At 70.9% G+C, this 12,998-nt stretch carries 14 protein-coding genes and 1 riboswitch; of the genes, 7 read left to right on the top strand and 7 right to left on the bottom strand.

Going from position 1 to position 12,998, the window contains the following annotated elements; all coding sequences use genetic code 11:
* Nucleotides 1-13: 13 nt before the first annotated feature.
* The 4 genes from metF to CP970_RS32020 form a co-directional block, all read right to left on the bottom strand.
* Nucleotides 14-931 (bottom strand): methylenetetrahydrofolate reductase [NAD(P)H], encoded by a 918-nt coding sequence (gene metF / locus CP970_RS32035; protein ID WP_055548888.1) that lies wholly within the window; start codon nt 929-931, stop codon nt 14-16.
* 103 nt (nt 932-1,034) lie between these two features.
* A complete protein-coding gene (thiE, locus tag CP970_RS32030; protein WP_150494311.1) occupies nt 1,035-1,703 on the bottom strand; it encodes a thiamine phosphate synthase in 669 nt (222 codons plus the stop codon).
* Nucleotides 1,704-1,801: 98 nt separating this feature from the next.
* Nucleotides 1,802-2,167, bottom strand: a complete 366-nt coding sequence (locus CP970_RS32025; protein WP_150494310.1) for an Rv2175c family DNA-binding protein — start codon at nt 2,165-2,167, stop codon at nt 1,802-1,804.
* Between the two features lie 205 nt (nt 2,168-2,372).
* Nucleotides 2,373-3,542, bottom strand: a complete 1,170-nt coding sequence (locus CP970_RS32020; protein WP_398657005.1) for an NAD(P)/FAD-dependent oxidoreductase — start codon at nt 3,540-3,542, stop codon at nt 2,373-2,375.
* Between the two features lie 184 nt (nt 3,543-3,726).
* A riboswitch (TPP riboswitch) is annotated at nt 3,727-3,840 on the top strand.
* On the opposite strand from CP970_RS32020, the gene thiO reads away from it, so the two are divergent.
* From thiO to CP970_RS31990, 6 genes are all read left to right on the top strand, one after another.
* Complete coding sequence (gene thiO / locus CP970_RS32015; protein WP_150494306.1) at nt 3,838-5,073, top strand: glycine oxidase ThiO; 1,236 nt, start codon at nt 3,838-3,840, stop codon at nt 5,071-5,073. It overlaps the preceding riboswitch by 3 nt.
* A complete protein-coding gene (gene thiS / locus CP970_RS32010; protein WP_150494304.1) occupies nt 5,070-5,291 on the top strand; it encodes a sulfur carrier protein ThiS in 222 nt (73 codons plus the stop codon). Before thiO ends, thiS begins: the two co-directional genes overlap by 4 nt.
* A gap of 7 nt (nt 5,292-5,298) precedes the next feature.
* A complete protein-coding gene (locus CP970_RS32005; RefSeq protein ID WP_150494303.1) occupies nt 5,299-6,093 on the top strand; it encodes a thiazole synthase in 795 nt (264 codons plus the stop codon).
* A gap of 149 nt (nt 6,094-6,242) precedes the next feature.
* Nucleotides 6,243-8,216: a Stk1 family PASTA domain-containing Ser/Thr kinase gene (pknB, locus tag CP970_RS32000; RefSeq protein WP_150494301.1), complete on the top strand. Its 1,974-nt coding sequence runs from the start codon at nt 6,243-6,245 to the stop codon at nt 8,214-8,216.
* Between the two features lie 91 nt (nt 8,217-8,307).
* The gene (locus CP970_RS31995; RefSeq protein ID WP_150494299.1) at nt 8,308-9,222 is read left to right on the top strand and encodes a deoxyribonuclease IV; all 915 of its coding nucleotides are present in this window, start codon (nt 8,308-8,310) and stop codon (nt 9,220-9,222) included.
* A 120-nt stretch (nt 9,223-9,342) separates the two neighbouring features.
* On the top strand, nt 9,343-9,894 hold the full coding sequence (locus CP970_RS31990; protein ID WP_150494297.1) for a DUF4396 domain-containing protein: 552 nt from the start codon (nt 9,343-9,345) through the stop codon (nt 9,892-9,894).
* Between the two features lie 25 nt (nt 9,895-9,919).
* Here CP970_RS31990 and CP970_RS31985 read toward each other — a convergent pair whose 3' ends face one another.
* Nucleotides 9,920-10,552, bottom strand: coding sequence for a sulfite oxidase-like oxidoreductase (locus CP970_RS31985; protein WP_150494296.1), 633 nt, complete (start codon nt 10,550-10,552; stop codon nt 9,920-9,922).
* 165 nt (nt 10,553-10,717) lie between these two features.
* Between CP970_RS31985 and bfr the strand changes: the two genes are divergently transcribed.
* Entirely contained in the window at nt 10,718-11,197 is a 480-nt protein-coding gene (gene bfr, locus CP970_RS31980; protein ID WP_150494294.1) for a bacterioferritin, read from the top strand.
* A 19-nt stretch (nt 11,198-11,216) separates the two neighbouring features.
* Here bfr and CP970_RS31975 read toward each other — a convergent pair whose 3' ends face one another.
* Complete coding sequence (locus CP970_RS31975) at nt 11,217-11,468, bottom strand: (2Fe-2S)-binding protein (RefSeq protein ID WP_150494293.1); 252 nt, start codon at nt 11,466-11,468, stop codon at nt 11,217-11,219.
* 133 nt (nt 11,469-11,601) lie between these two features.
* Nucleotides 11,602-12,951, bottom strand: a complete 1,350-nt coding sequence (locus CP970_RS31970; RefSeq protein ID WP_150494291.1) for a class II 3-deoxy-7-phosphoheptulonate synthase — start codon at nt 12,949-12,951, stop codon at nt 11,602-11,604.
* Nucleotides 12,952-12,998: the final 47 nt, after the last annotated feature.

The following is a 12,998-nucleotide window of genomic DNA, read 5'->3' as shown; positions in this document are numbered from 1 at the left end:
GGGGTACGGCCGTTCAGGCCTGGTGGTGCAGGCCCAGATTTTCGTAGATCTCCAGCGTCGCCGTGGAGTTGTTGAGCGTGATGAAGTGCAGTCCCGGCACGCCTTCGGCCAGCAATCGCGCGCAGAACTCCGTTGCGAACTCGATGCCAATGGAGCGTACAGCGGCGGGATCGTCTTTGACCGAGAGGATGCGCTCTTTCAGCTCGGCCGGGAATACGGCGTTGCTGAGCTGGGGCAGCCGTTCGAGCTGGCGGACGTTGGTGACCGGCATCATCTCGGGGATGATCGGCGTCCGGCAGCCCGCGGCCTCGACGCGGTCGCGCAGCCGCAGGTATTCCTCCGGGTCGAAGAACATCTGCGTGATCGCGTAGTCCGCGCCGGCCCGGCACTTGTCGATGAAGTGCCGGGTGTCGGACTCCCAGTCGGGCGAGCGCGGGTGCATCGCGGGGAAGGCCGCGACGCCCACGCAGAAGTCACCCGACTCCTTGATGAGTTCGACCAGCTCGGCGGCGTAGGTGAGGCCCTCGGGGTGGGCGATCCAGTCGCCGAGGGGGTCGCCCGGCGGGTCGCCGCGGACCGCGAGCATGTTCCTGATGCCCGCGTCCGCGTACTGCCCGATGATGTTGCGCAGTTCGGCCACGGAGTGGTCGACCGCGGTCAGGTGGGCGACCGGCGTCAGCGTCGTGTCGGCGACGATCTGCTGGGTCTCCTTGACCGTCCCGGTGCGGGTCGAGCCGCCCGCTCCGTACGTCACGGAGACGAAGTCAGGCGCGACCGCCTCGACCCGGCGCAGCGCGTTCCACAGGTTCCGCTCGCCCTTCGGCGTTTTCGGCGCGGAGAACTCGAAGGAAAACATCGTCTTACCGGTCGCGAGCATGTCGCGCACCGTGCGCGCACGGTCAGTCCTGGTCGAAGCTGTGCCTAGGGCCATACCCGCAGGTTAGCCAGGCTGCGCCGGTCCCCCAACCACGCATCCGTGAATTGTCCGCTTTGCCGGGCTGTTGTCCACGGATCGGACACTCCCGGGCTGTTGCTCACACAGACGTTCGTGCGCGCAGCCGCTTGGCGAGCTCGGCGGCGGCCGCACCGGGATCGTCCGCCTCGGTGATCGCGCGGACCACCACGACCCGGGAGGCGCCCGCGTCGAGCACCTCGTCGAGATTGCCCGCGTCGATGCCGCCGATCGCGAACCACGGACGGTCCGTGCCCAGCGAGGCCGTGTACCTGACCAGGTCGAGCCCGGGGGCGTGGCGCCCCGGCTTGGTCGGCGTGGGCCAGCAAGGGCCCGTGCAGAAGTAGTCCACGCCGTCCTGCACGGCGGCCGCCGCGGCCTCGGACTCGGCGTGCGTGGAGCGGCCCACGAGGACGTCGTCGCCGGTGGCGCCGAGGATGGCGCGGGCGGCGGGGACGGGCAGGTCGCCCTGGCCCAGGTGCAGCACGTCGGCGCCGATGGCGTGCGCGACGTCCGCGCGGTCGTTCACCGCGAGGAGCTTGCCGTGCCTGCGGCAGGCGTCGCGGAAGACCTCGAGGTGCTCCAGCTCCTCGCCGGCCTCCATGCCCTTGTCGCGCAGCTGCACGATGTCCACGCCGCTCGCGAGGACGGCGTCGAGGAACTCCGGGAGGTCTCCCTGGCGCTTGCGGGCGTCCACGCACAGGTAGAGCCGGGCGTCGGCGAGCCGTGCGGGCGCGGGCTTGATGGCCATGAAGAGGTCCCCCCGTGATCGGTTTCGGTGCGCACGGGGCCGCGGGCGGTGCGGTACGCGCACCACCCTCGGCCCCTGCGTCGAACGGTTCGTTCAGGTCAGACGGCGAGCGCCTGGGCGCGGCGCTTCACCTCCGTGCCGCGATTCTCGCTCAGTGCCTGCGCGGGGGTGCCGGGCAGGGTCGGGTCGGGGGTGAAGAGCCACTCGAGCATCTCTTCGTCGGAGAAACCGTCGTCCCTCAGGAGCGTCAGGGTGCCGGCGAGGCCCTTGACGACCTTGTCGCCGTCGATGAAGGCGGCCGGCACCTGGAGCGCGCGGTTCTCACCACGGCGTACGGCGATCAGCTGGCCCTCCTTGACCAGCTGGCGCACACGCGTCACCTCGACATCGAACATTTCGGCGATGTCGGGGAGGTGGAGCCAGGCGGGGACGAGAGCATCGGTCTTTGCGTCAATCTCGGTCACGTGGTCAAGCGTGCCATCTCTGGCCGGGGGCCGGAAACTGGGCGGGGGTGTGGGGGGCTGGTGGGGGCGTTTTCGGCTGCGGGTCGTGGGGGCCGTTCGCGCCGTTCCCCGCGCCACTGAACATCCCCACCCGTCGCCGTTCTGCTGCGGGTTGTGGGGGCTTGGCGCGCCGTTCCCCGCGCCCCTTGCGGGGCGCCCATGGTCGTCAGTTCGGGAGTTCTGCTTTTTTCAGGGGGATGGAGGGGTCCGCCGTCAGGGCGGGGTCCAGGCGGGTGCCCGCCTCGATCAGTTTGCGGCCCTGGGCCAGGTCGCGGGGGCGGCCCACCGCCAGGACCGCGGCCAGGGCGCCGTCGCGGAGCCAGCACACGGACCAGGCCGCGCCCGTCGGGTCGCCGCGCCACACCAGCTGGTCGGCGGCCGCGTGATGACCGGCGTACTGCACGAAGCGGCCGAACTGCTCCGACCAGAAGTAGGGCACGGGGTCGTACGCCGCGGGGTTCTCTCCGACGATGTTCGCCGCCACCGTGCGCGGGCCCTGGAGGGCGTTGTCCCAGTGGTGGACGAGCAGGCGCTCGCCGTACCTGCCCGAGGGGAAGGAGGAGCAGTCGCCGACCGCGTACACGTCGGGCACCGAGGTGCGCAGGCGTTCGTCGGCCACGACCTCGCGGTGGGCGCCGAGCTCGATGCCGGAGTCGGTGAGCCAGTCCGTCGCGGGGCGCGCGCCGATGCCGACCACGACGGCGCCCGCGGGCAGCCGCGTGCCGTCGGCGAGGACCACGACGCCGGGCTCGACGCGCTCCACGCGCGCGTGGGTGCGCAGCGTGGCTCCGGAGTCCGCGTACCAGCCCTCCATGGGGGCGGCGACCTCCGCGGGCAGCGCGCCCGCGAGCGGCCGTTCCGCCGCCTCGACCACGGTGACCGCGCAGCCCGCCTCGCGCGCGGCCGTGGCGAACTCGGCGCCGATCCAGCCCGCGCCGACGACCACGACGTCGTGCTGCTCGGCGAGCACGGGACGCAGCCGCTCGGCGTCGTCGAGGGTGCGCAGGAGGTGGACACCGGGAACGCCTTCGGTGCCGGGCAGCCGGATCGGGGCGGCGCCGGTCGCGAGGACCAGGACGTCGTACGCGACGGGCCCCGTGGCGGTGTCCAGCTCATGGTCGGCGGGGCGCACCCCGGTGACCTCGCGGCCCAGGTCGAGGCCGATGCCGAGCGCCTCGAAGTCGATGTCGAACGCGGAGCCCTCCGCCTTGCCGAGCAGCACCGCCTTGGACAGCGGCGGCCTGTCGTAGGGCTGATGGGGTTCCGCGCCGATCAGGGTGACCGATCCTTCGAACCCCTGTTCGCGCAGGGCGACGGCGGTCTGCACACCGGCCATCCCCGCACCGACGATGACGACCTGCCGCTCTGCGTGCCTCCGCTGCTCGCTCACCCGATCACCTTAGGACCGCGGCCCCGCCGGGCTTCAGAGGTCACGGAGGAGATCTTTGACACACCGTCACTGCGCATACCCGGACAGCTCCCCTACTGCGGCCGGAAGCGACGGGCTAGGGTGGCCGGTGCAGAGCACTCGCGGGAGCCCGGACGCACCGGGCTGAGAGGGAGGCTGGGACGGCCTCCGACCGTACGAACCTGATCCGGGTCATGCCGGCGAAGGGAGGGGCTGGACGCCCATGCATTCACCTCCGACCACACCGTCCGCCACCACTGACGTCCTCGTCGTGGGAGGCGGCATCATCGGCCTGGTCACGGCTTGGCGGGCGGCGCAGCGCGGCCTGTCCACCGCGGTCGTGGACCCCGAACCTGGCGGCGGCGCGGCGCGGGTCGCCGCGGGCATGCTGGCCGCCGTCACCGAACTGCACTACGGCGAGCAGACACTGCTCGACCTCAACCTCGCGTCCGCGCGGCGCTATCCGGACTTCGCCGCCGAACTGACCGAGGCGAGCGGCCGCGACATCGGCTACCGCGCGTGCGGCACGCTCGCCGTCGCGCTCGACTCCGACGACCGCGCCCATCTGCGCGAACTGCACGCGCTGCAGCGCGGTTCGGGCCTCGAATCGGAGTGGCTGAGCGGCCGCGAGTGCCGTCGCCTCGAACCGATGCTCGCCCCGGGCGTGCGCGGCGGGCTGCGGGTGGACGGCGACCACCAGGTCGACCCGCGCCGACTGACCGCGGCGCTTCTGGTGGCCTGCGAGCGGGCGGGCGTGGTCTTCCACCGCGCCTGGGCCGAGCGCCTTACGGTCGCGGGCGACCGGGCCCGCGGAATCGTCATGGCGGACGACACCGAGCTGGCCGCGGGGCAGACCGTGCTCGCCGGGGGCAGCCTCAGCGGGCGCCTCGCGGGCGTGCCCGACGACGTCCTGCCGCCGGTGCGCCCCGTGAAGGGGCAGGTGCTCAGGCTGACGGTGCCGAAGGCGTACGCGCCGTTCCTCAGCCGCACCGTGCGCGCAGTGGTGCGCGGCAGCCACGTCTATCTGGTGCCCCGCGAGAACGGCGAACTTGTCGTCGGCGCGACCAGCGAGGAGCTCGGCTGGGACACCACGGTCACCGCGGGCGGCGTCTACGAGCTGCTCAGGGACGCCCACGAGCTCGTCCCCGGCATCACGGAACTGCCGCTCACCGAGACCCGCGCGGGCCTGCGCCCCGGCTCCCCCGACAACGCGCCGATGCTCGGCCCGACGCGCCTGCCCGGGCTGCAGCTGGCCACCGGCCACTACCGCAACGGCGTCCTTCTGACGCCCATCACGGGTGACGTGCTGGCGCACGCCCTGGTCACCGGCGAACTGTCGGACGAGGCGCGCCCGTTCACCCCTCGGCGCTTCGCCGTCCCTTCCCCCGCTTCCTCCCCCGCTCCCTCTCCCGCTCCCTCTCCCGCCGCTTCTGCCGCCCTTACGGAGCAGCCCGTATGACCACCACACCGCTGTCCGTCTCCGTGTCCCTCAACGGAGAAGTACGGGACGTCGCCCCCGGCACCACGCTCGGAGCGCTCGTCGCCACCCTCACGACGGCCCACTCCGGAGTGGCCGCCGCCCTCAACGAAACCGTCGTCCCGCGCACGCGCTGGTCCAGCACCGCGCTCGGCGCCGGCGACCGCGTCGAAGTACTCACCGCCGTCCAGGGAGGCTGACACGACCATGGCAGACGACCCCTTCGTCATCGGCGGTCTCACCCTCTCCTCGCGCCTGATCATGGGCACCGGCGGGGCACCGAGCCTGGACGTCCTGGAGCGTTCCCTCGTCGCCTCGGGCACCGAGCTGACCACCGTCGCGATGCGCCGCCTCGACCCGGGCGTACAGGGCTCCGTGCTCTCCGTTCTCGACCGGCTCGACATCCGCGTCCTGCCGAACACGGCGGGCTGCTTCACCGCGGGCGAGGCCGTCCTCACCGCCCGTCTCGCGCGCGAGGCGCTCGGCACCGACCTCGTGAAGCTGGAGGTCATCGCGGACGAGCGCACCCTGCTACCCGACCCGGTCGAGCTCCTGGACGCCGCGGAGACCCTGGTCGACGACGGCTTCACGGTGCTGCCCTACACCAACGACGATCCGGTGCTCGCGCGGAAGCTGGAGGACGCGGGCTGCGCGGCGATCATGCCGCTCGGCTCCCCCATCGGCTCCGGGCTCGGCATCCGCAACCCGCACAACTTCCAGCTGATCGTGGCGCACGCGCGCGTGCCGGTGATCCTGGACGCGGGCGCGGGCACCGCGTCCGACGCGGCGCTCGCGATGGAGTTGGGCTGTGCCGGTGTGATGCTCGCCTCCGCGGTGACCCGTGCGCAGGAGCCGGTCCTGATGGCCGAGGCGATGCGGCACGGCGTCGAGGCGGGGCGTCTGGCGCACCGGGCAGGGCGGATCCCGCGACGGCACTTCGCGGAGGCGTCCTCTCCGACGGAGGGCATGGCACGCCTCGATCCGGAGCGGCCCGCGTTCTGAGGAGGCCGTGTTCCGAGGGGGCCGTGTTCTGAAGAGCTCGCGTTCTGAGGGACCGGCCCTTGGGGGCCCTGTTACAGCTCGGCTGCATTACTGCTGTGAATCCCCCCGTACGGGATGGCCTGTCGGTGGTGGCTCGTAGACTCCCCTCCGTGGACACGACCCTTCAGGACCCGCTCGTCGGGCAGCTGCTCGACGGCCGTTACCGGATCGACGGGCGCATCGCGGTCGGCGGGATGGCCACGGTCTACCGGGCCGTGGACACCCGCCTCGACCGCGTGCTCGCGCTCAAGGTGATGCACCCGACGCTGGCGGCCGACGCCTCCTTCGTCGACCGCTTCATCCGCGAGGCCAAGTCGGTCGCCCGCCTCTCCCATCCGAACGTGGTCGGCGTCTTCGACCAGGGCACGGACGGTTCGTACGTCTACCTGGCGATGGAGTACATCGCGGGCTGCACCCTGCGTGACGTCCTGCGCGACCGCGGCGCGCTGCGGCCCCGGGCCGCGCTCGACATCCTGGAGCCGGTCCTCGCGGCGCTCGGCGCCGCGCACCGCGCCGGGTTCGTGCACCGCGACATGAAGCCGGAGAACGTCCTGATAGGGGACGACGGCCGGGTCAAGGTCGCCGACTTCGGGCTCGTGCGCGCGGTGGACACCGTCACGAACACGACCGGCACCGTTCTGGGAACCGTCTCCTATCTCGCCCCCGAGCAGATCGAGCACGGCACGTCGGACACCCGTGTCGACGTGTACGCCTGCGGGGTCGTGCTCTACGAAATGCTGACCGGCGCCAAGCCGCACTCCGGGGACTCCCCGGCCCAGGTGCTCTACCAGCACCTCAACGAAGACGTGCCGCCCCCGTCGGCCGCCGTCCCCGGCCTCGCCTACGAACTCGACGAGCTGGTCGCGTCCGCCACCGCCCGCACCCCCGACGTCCGTCCGTACGACGCGGTCGCGCTGCTCGCGCAGCTGCGGCAGGCGCGGTCCGCCCTCACCGAGGAGCAGCTGGACGCGGTGCCGCCGCAGGCGCACCCGGAACACGCCAACGCCGACGACCGCACGCACGTGATCCCGCGCGCGGGACGCTCGGTCCAGCTGGCGCTCCCCGAGGAGGACGGGCGGGACGGCCGGACGGGTCCGAGCGGCCAGGACGCCCTCAACCGCACCAGTGTCCTGCCCACCCCGGCGCCCGGGCCACCCGCGCCGCCCGCCCCCGCGCGGGCCTCGCGAAGGCGGCTCGACCCGCGTCGCCGGATGGTCGCGGTGATCACCACCGTGCTCCTCGTCCTGGGGCTCGGCGCGGGCGTCTGGTACATCAACTCCGGCCAGTTCACGAAGGTCCCGCCGCTCCTCACGAAGACCGAGGCGCAGGCCAAGAAGCGCCTCGACGAGGCCGGGCTCGACGTGAAGGAGGTCAAGCAGGCGTACAGCGACACCGACAAGCGCGGCACCGTCATGGCCACCGACCCGGCGGCCGGCGAGCGCATCCGTGACAACGGCAAGGTGACGCTGACCGTGTCGCGCGGCCCGGAGACCGTGAAGGTCCCCGACGTCAAGGGCATCGCGCTGGCCACGGCCAAGAAGGAACTGAAGAACTCCGGGCTCGAACCGGGCATGGTCACCGAGAAGTTCGACGAGGACGTCAAGCGCGGCACCGTGATCAGCACGGAGCCGCGGTCCGGCTTCACGCGCAAGGCGGGTTCGGCCGTCGCCCTCGTCGTCTCCAAGGGCGCCCCGGTCCCGGTCCCCGACGTGACGGGCGACACCGAGGAGGACGCCGTCTCCGAGCTGGAGGAAGCCGGGCTCAAGGTCGAGATCGCGGAGAAGCGGGCCTTCTCCGACGAGGACAAGGGCAGCGTCGCCAAGCAGTCCCCCATCGAGGGCAGGGAGCTCGCCGAGGGCGACACGGTCACCCTGACGATCTCCAAGGGCCCGGTGATGGTCGAGGTCCCCGACGTGACCGGCATGAACGTCGACGACGCCACCTCGAAGCTGGAGGGCGCGGGCTTCGAGGTGGACGAGGACCGCGGCCTGCTCGGCCTCTTCGGGGACACCGTGAAGAAGCAGTCCGTGGAGGGCGGCGACGAGGCGCCCAAGGGGTCGACGATCACCATCACGATCCGCTGAACCCGCGGCCCCGGCCCGGGAGCCCCCCGGGTTCCGCGGCCGGGGTGGACCGCCGACGGGGGCGCCACGCGCGCGTGCCACCCTGGACGGCGTGAGCAGCGACAAGTCCCCCAGCACGCCGTCCCCCAGCAGCACGCCCTCTCCGAGCGCCGCGTCCCGCAATCCCGTCGGCGGCCACGTCCCGGTGGCGGGCGGCCTCGCGTCCGTCGGCCTCTCGTACGCCCGTGAGCTGGCCGCCGAGACCGTCCAGGTCTTCGTGGCCAACCCGCGCGGCTGGGCGACTCCGCCGGGCAACCCGAAGCAGGACGAGGAGTTCCGCGCGGCCTGCGCCGCCGAGAACATCCCGGCGTACGTCCACGCGCCCTACCTGATCAACTTCGGCTCGCACACCGAGGCCACCGTCGAGAAGTCCGTGGAGTCCCTGCGCCACTCGCTGCGCAGGGCCCGTGCGATCGGCGCACTCGGCGTCGTCGTGCACACCGGCTCGGCGACCGGCGGCCGGGAGCGCGCGGTGGCCCTGCGGCAGGTGCGCGACCGTATGCTGCCGCTGCTCGACGAGCTGACGCACGACGACGACCCGTATCTGCTCCTGGAGTCGACCGCGGGACAGGGCTCCTCGCTCTGCTCCCGCACCTGGGACTTCGGCCCGTACTTCGAGGCGCTCGACTCCCACCCCAAGCTGGGCGTCTGCCTGGACACCTGCCACATCTTCGCGGCGGGCCACGACCTGGCGGGCCCCGGCGGCATGAAGCAGACCCTGGACCTGCTGGTGGACACCGTCGGCGAGGGCCGCCTGAAGCTCGTGCACGCCAATGACTCCAAGGACGTGGTCGGCGCCCACAAGGACCGCCACGAGAACATCGGCACCGGCCACATCGGCGTGGAGCCGTTCCGCGAGCTCCTCGCGCACCCCGCCACCGAGGGCGTGCCGCTGATCATCGAGACGCCCGGCGGCAAGGAAGGACACGCGGCGGACGTGGCGCGGCTGAAGGAACTGAGGAACTGAGGGATTGAGGAGCTGAGGAGCCGCTAAGAGGCCCCATGAAGATCTCTTGAGGAATACCCCCTAGGGGTATACGGTTCTTGCCAGACGGCAGGAACCGCTATCCGACGTTGGGGGATTCTCATGCGGCACGACACGCACACCGAGCACGCGCACGACGAGCACGAGGGTCACGGGCACCACGCTCACGAAGGCCACGCGCACCACGGCCACGAGGGCCACGCGCACGGCATCGGCAAGGTCAGCTGGCGCATGGCCGCCCAGGCCACGCTCCACTGCCTCACCGGCTGCGCCATCGGCGAGGTGCTCGGCATGATCATCGGCACCGCGCTCGGCTGGGGCAACATGCCCACGATGATCCTCGCGATCGTCCTGGCCTTCGCCTTCGGTTACGCCCTCACGCTGCGCGGGATCCTCAAGGCCGGTGTCGACTTCAAGACCGCGTTCCGGGTCGCGCTCGCCGCCGACACCCTGTCCATCGCCGTCATGGAACTGATCGACAACGGTGTGATCGCGCTGTGGCCCGGCGCCATGGACGCGCACCTCGGGGACGCGATGTTCTGGTGGGTCCTCGCCATCGCACTGGCCGCCGCGTTCGTGATCACCACACCGGTGAACAAGTGGATGATCGGCCGCGGCAAGGGCCACGCCGTGGTGCACCAGTACCACCACTGACCTGCGAGAACAGCAGGTGGCAGGACTAGAGCTCGGGGCCGTCCCCGGGCTCTTCCTGGTACGAGTAGCGCTGCTCGCGCCAGGGGTCGCCGACGTTGTGATAGCCGCGCTCCTCCCAGAAGCCGCGGCGGTCGGCGGTCATGTACTCGATGCCCCGGACCCACTTGGGGCCCTTCCAGGCGTACAGGTGCGGCACCACGAGCCGCAGCGGGAAGCCGTGCTCGGCGGTGAGCAGTTCACCGCCCTTGTGGGTGGCGAAGATCGCGCGCTCGGAGCGGAAGTCGGCCATCCGCAGATTCGAGCTGAAACCGTACTCGGCCCAGACCATCACGTGGGTGGCGGTGGGCGCGGGCGGCGCGATCTCCAGGAGCGCGCGGGCCGGTACACCGCCCCATTCGGCGCCCAGCATGCTGAACTTCGTCACGCAGTGCAGATCGGCGACCACCGTGTCGTACGGCAGGCCCGAGAACTCCTCGTGCGTCCAGCAGTGCTTCTCGCCGTCGGCGGTGGCCCCGAAGACCCTGAACTCCCAGCGCTCGGAGCGGAACTTCGGCACGGGTCCGTAGTGCGTGACCGGCCAGCCGCGCTGCAGCCGCTGACCCGGCGGAAGCTCCGGCTCCGCTGCCTCTCCAGATGCGCGTTCCGCCGGCTGACCCATGCCTCCATCCTGACAGACCCGGGGCGGTGGACGTGACCAGGCGAAGCCCGGCATAGGCGGATTCGGGCAACTCCTACTAAGCGTGCACTTACTGGACGGCTTCGGAACGCCGGTGCAAGGATGCGCGCTACCTGCCCAGTCACCCGCGTGGAAGGAGCCTCTGCGATGCAGGGCGACCCCGAGGTCATCGAGTTTCTGAACGAGCAGCTGACCGCCGAACTGACGGCGATCAACCAGTACTTTCTCCACGCCAAGATGCAGGAGAACTTCGGCTGGACCAAGCTCGCCAAATACACCAGGTCCGAGTCGATCGACGAGATGAAGCACGCGGAGGTGCTCACCGACCGGATCCTCTTCCTCGACGGCCTGCCCAATTACCAGCGGCTCTTCCACGTCCGCGTGGGCCAGACGGTCACCGAGATGTTCCAGGCCGACCGGCAGGTCGAGGCCGAGGCGATCGACCGCCTCAAGCGCGGGATCGAGGTGATGCGCGGCAAGGGAGACATCACGTCCGCGAACATCTTCGAGTCGATCCTGGCCGACGAGGAGCACCACATCGACTATCTCGACACCCAGCTCGAACTGGTCGAGAAGCTGGGCGAGGCCCTCTACATCTCGCAGCTGATCGAACAGCCGGAGGGCTAGACCCCGTAGGACCTGTCGGTCAGGCCGCCTCGTCGAGCCCGGAGAGCACGGGCTCGCCCTGCTCCACGAGCTCCCGGCGGGGGCAAGCGCCACGGCCGAGCAGCGCCTGGATGCTTCGTACGCACGAACCACAGTCCGTGCCCGCCTTGCAGGCCGACGCTATCTGGCGAGGGGTGCAGGCGCCGTCCGCCGCGTGCTTCTTCACCTGCGCCTCGGTGACCCCGAAGCAGTTGCAGACGTACACGCGGTTCACCTCCCGGACAGGACTCATCGGTAGCGCCGTCCCGATTGATCGGTGAGGCTAACCTAACCTTACCCGCGACATCGGGCGCGCAAAAGCCCCGGATACGACGGTGGGGCGCGGATCACATGGATCCGCGCCCCATTCGTCCGTACGACGAGAACTACTGGTCCCGGTACATCTCCGCGACCAGGAACGCCAGGTCGAGCGACTGGCTGCGGTTGAGCCGCGGGTCACAGGCCGTCTCGTAGCGCTGGTGCAGGTCGTCGACGAAGATCTCGTCGCCGCCGCCCACGCACTCGGTGACGTCGTCACCGGTGAGCTCGACGTGGATGCCGCCCGGGTGCGTGCCGAGCGCCTTGTGGACCTCGAAGAAGCCCTTGACCTCGTCGAGCACGTCGTCGAAGCGGCGGGTCTTGTGGCCCGATGCCGCCTCGTACGTGTTGCCGTGCATCGGGTCGGTGATCCAGGCGACGGTCGCGCCGGACGCGGTGACCTTCTCGACGAGCTCGGGCAGCTTGTCGCGGACCTTGTCGGCGCCCATGCGGACGATGAAGGTCAGCCGTCCCGGCTCGCGGTCGGGGTCGAGGCGCTCGATGTACTGCAGCGCCTCCTCGGCCGTCGTCGTCGGGCCGAGCTTGATGCCGATGGGGTTGCGGATCTTCGAGGCGAACTCGACGTGCGCGTGGTCCAGCTGACGGGTGCGCTCGCCGATCCACACCATGTGGCCCGACGTGTCGTAGAGCCGCCCGGTGCGGGAGTCGACGCGGGTCAGCGCCGACTCGTAGTCCAGGAGCAGCGCCTCGTGGGAGGCGAAGAACTCGACGGTCTTGAACTCCTCCGGGTCCGTCCCGCAGGCGCGCATGAAGTTGAGCGCGTTGTCGATCTCGCGCGCCAGCTGTTCGTAGCGCTGGCCCGACGGCGAGGACTTCACGAAGTCCTGGTTCCAGGCGTGCACCTGGCGCAGGTCCGCGTAGCCGCCCGTGGTGAAGGCGCGCACGAGGTTGAGCGTCGAGGCGGAGGCGTTGTACATCCGCTTCAGGCGCTCGGGGTCGGGGATCCGGGCCTTCTCGTTGAAGTCGAAGCCGTTGACGGAGTCGCCCCGGTAGGTCGGGAGCGTCACGCCGTCGCGGGTCTCGGTGCCCTTGGATCGCGGCTTGGAGTACTGCCCCGCGATGCGGCCTACCTTCACGACGGGCACGGACGCCGCGTACGTGAGGACGGCGCCCATCTGGAGCAGGGTCTTCAGCTTGTTCCGGATGTGATCGGCCGATACGGCGTCGAAGGCCTCGGCGCAGTCGCCCCCCTGGAGCAGGAACGCCTCGCCCTTGGCAACGGACGCCAGTCGGGCGCGCAGCTGATCGCACTCGCCCGCGAAGACGAGCGGCGGATACGACTCGAGCTCCGCGATCACATCGCGCAGAGCCTCGGCATCGGGGTACTCGGGCTGCTGCGCCGCGGGAAGGTCTCGCCAGGTGTTGCCACTGGTGGTGGTCTTAGCGTTCACGGTCACCCCGTCAACATTACGGGGTGATGCGCCCCGCCCATTCACCCGCTCAC

Source organism: Streptomyces kanamyceticus, assembly GCF_008704495.1.
GTDB lineage: Bacteria > Actinomycetota > Actinomycetes > Streptomycetales > Streptomycetaceae > Streptomyces > Streptomyces kanamyceticus.
The sequence above is the reverse complement of the archived record's forward strand: the minus strand, read 5'-3'. Positions and strand labels throughout refer to the sequence as shown.

Excerpts from the sequence above, each read along its gene's own strand:
- metF (WP_055548888.1), bottom strand. The coding sequence starts at position 931 with ATGGCCCTAGGCACAGCTTCGACCAGGACTGACCGTGCGCGCACGGTG.
- thiE (WP_150494311.1), bottom strand. The coding sequence starts at position 1,703 with ATGGCCATCAAGCCCGCGCCCGCACGGCTCGCCGACGCCCGGCTCTAC.
- CP970_RS32020 (WP_398657005.1), bottom strand. The coding sequence starts at position 3,542 with ATGGCCGGTGTGCAGACCGCCGTCGCCCTGCGCGAACAGGGGTTCGAA.
- thiO (WP_150494306.1), top strand. The coding sequence starts at position 3,838 with ATGCATTCACCTCCGACCACACCGTCCGCCACCACTGACGTCCTCGTC.
- thiS (WP_150494304.1), top strand. The coding sequence starts at position 5,070 with ATGACCACCACACCGCTGTCCGTCTCCGTGTCCCTCAACGGAGAAGTA.
- CP970_RS32005 (WP_150494303.1), top strand. The coding sequence starts at position 5,299 with ATGGCAGACGACCCCTTCGTCATCGGCGGTCTCACCCTCTCCTCGCGC.
- CP970_RS31990 (WP_150494297.1), top strand. The coding sequence starts at position 9,343 with ATGCGGCACGACACGCACACCGAGCACGCGCACGACGAGCACGAGGGT.
- CP970_RS31985 (WP_150494296.1), bottom strand. The coding sequence starts at position 10,552 with ATGGGTCAGCCGGCGGAACGCGCATCTGGAGAGGCAGCGGAGCCGGAG.
- bfr (WP_150494294.1), top strand. The coding sequence starts at position 10,718 with ATGCAGGGCGACCCCGAGGTCATCGAGTTTCTGAACGAGCAGCTGACC.
- CP970_RS31975 (WP_150494293.1), bottom strand. The coding sequence starts at position 11,468 with ATGAGTCCTGTCCGGGAGGTGAACCGCGTGTACGTCTGCAACTGCTTC.